This is a genomic window from Planktosalinus sp., assembly GCF_059864935.1.
In genome coordinates, this window is sequence record NZ_JCBCCK010000347.1 from 1 (window position 1) to 1,949 (window position 1,949).

The following is a 1,949-nucleotide window of genomic DNA, read 5'->3' on the forward strand; positions in this document are numbered from 1 at the left end:
GTAATTATGGCTACTTATATGTTGTGTGGTTTTGCCAACTTTGCTTCTATTGGAATCCAAATTGGCGGTATTGGCTCACTGGCTCCGGGACAACGCAAAACCTTATCTGAATTTGGCATCAAAGCACTTATTGGAGGAACATTGGCTTCATTACTCTCTGCGACTATTGCCGGGATGATTATTGGGTAGCCCAATTCCCGCGACTTTGTACTAAGAAGCTTTTCATCCACTGAAGCTTCAGCGAAAGAGGATAGCGAAGTAGTAAGGCGGGAAACCTTTATATTCAACGAAGTTCATCTCGTGATAAAAAATCGCTAACGCGAATCTTATTTTCATTCATATAAAATAACTAACTTTTCATAACTTTGAAAAAAGCTTTTCAATTATGGACATCGCTACAAAAAAATTAGAGTTAATTCATTTGCTTATCGAAGAGAGTAAAGAATCGGTTTTGTCAGAAATTGAATCCATTTTACTTCATTCCCTATCAAAAAAAGAAAAAGAGGTCATCGATGCAGGTTATAAAAGTCTGGAAGAAACCTCAACTCAGGAACATGATTTGGTTATGGAGGAAACCAAAAAAAAATACCCGAAGTATTTCAGGAAATGAAACATCCTTTTCAAAAGCTAACTCTCAGCGGAATTGGTTAGTCAGGATGTTCCATGTGTCTAATTGAAAAAACAGTAAAGCCACATGAAAATTGTTTGGTCACATTTAGCCAAGATTGATTGTTGGAAAAACATAGAATATCTTGAACAAAACTGGACATTTTCTGATGTGGCAAACTTTATCACTGAAGTGGAATCCCTGATTGAACTTCTTAAAACCAACAAAGCCACTTTTCTCAAAACAAATTATAGAGATGTCCATAAAGTTGTGCTTAACAAACAAATCACCCTTTACTATTTTGTTGACAATAATTCCATAACCCTATTGAGATTTTGGAATAATTATCAGGACCTAGATAATTTTAAACTTAATTAATCCGGTTAATAACTTTTAATAGAATTCACAAACTTTCCAGACACAATCAAAAGCTTTTTTTTATTTTCGGATTTTGGAAGTTTAACCTAAAACGAGATTCCCGCCTGCGCGGGAATATGGCTATGAAACAATACCACGACCTTGTAAAACATGTACTTGAAAACGGCTCCTATAAAGGCGACCGCACCGGAACGGGAACCAAAAGTGTGTTTGGTTACCAAATGCGTTTTGACCTCAGCGAAGGTTTCCCTATGGTGACTACCAAAAAACTGCATCTAAAGTCCATCATTTATGAACTGCTTTGGTTTTTAAAAGGCGATACTAACATCAACTACCTTCAGGAAAACGGAGTTAAAATCTGGAACGATTGGGCAGATGGAAGTGGTAATCTTGGTCCGGTTTACGGCCACCAGTGGCGTAACTGGAACAGCGAAGGCATTGACCAAATCAGTGAACTCATCGAAACAATTAAAACCAATCCCAACAGTCGGCGCATGCTTATTTCTGCCTGGAATCCAGGTGTCCTGCCAGACACTTCAGTTTCTTTCAGTGAAAATGTGGCAAACGGAAAAGCAGCACTACCACCTTGTCATGCGTTTTTTCAATTCTATGTGTCCCCACCGGATGAAAGCTCCAACTCCTTGGGAGAGGGCGGGGGGAGAGGAAAACTGTCTTGCCAACTTTACCAACGCAGTGCCGATATTTTTCTGGGTGTGCCATTTAACATTGCCTCCTATGCCCTACTTACGATGATGGTTGCTCAGGTTTGCGGCCTTGAACCGGGTGATTTTGTGCATACTTTTGGTGATGCTCATATATATTCTAACCATTTTGAACAACTGGAACTTCAGCTTTCCAGAGAAATCAGGCCACTTCCAAAAATGATCATCAACCCTAAAATCACAAATATCTTTGATTTTTCGTTTGAAGACTTTACCTTAGTAGATTACAATCCGCATCCGCA

General features: G+C 38.9%; 4 protein-coding genes. All 4 read left to right on the plus strand.

Translation table 11 applies throughout. The features are described 5' to 3' along the window. On the plus strand, positions 1-189 hold a 189-nt coding region (locus AC6F75_RS11035), incomplete at its 5' end, for a nucleoside transporter C-terminal domain-containing protein (protein ID WP_500715074.1). A gap of 196 nt (positions 190-385) precedes the next feature. Continuing rightward, complete coding sequence (locus AC6F75_RS11040; RefSeq protein ID WP_500715075.1) at positions 386-610, plus strand: hypothetical protein; 225 nt, start codon at positions 386-388, stop codon at positions 608-610. An 84-nt stretch (positions 611-694) separates the two neighbouring features. Next, positions 695-985, plus strand: coding sequence for a type II toxin-antitoxin system RelE/ParE family toxin (locus AC6F75_RS11045; protein ID WP_500715076.1), 291 nt, complete (start codon positions 695-697; stop codon positions 983-985). Positions 986-1,107: 122 nt separating this feature from the next. Beyond that, positions 1,108-1,949: thymidylate synthase (locus AC6F75_RS11050; RefSeq protein ID WP_500715077.1), on the plus strand; the 842-nt coding region annotated here is incomplete at its 3' end.

Coding starts and splice junctions, on each gene's coding strand:
- AC6F75_RS11045 (WP_500715076.1), top strand. CDS start 695: ATGAAAATTGTTTGGTCACATTTAGCCAAGATTGATTGTTGGAAAAAC.
- AC6F75_RS11040 (WP_500715075.1), top strand. CDS start 386: ATGGACATCGCTACAAAAAAATTAGAGTTAATTCATTTGCTTATCGAA.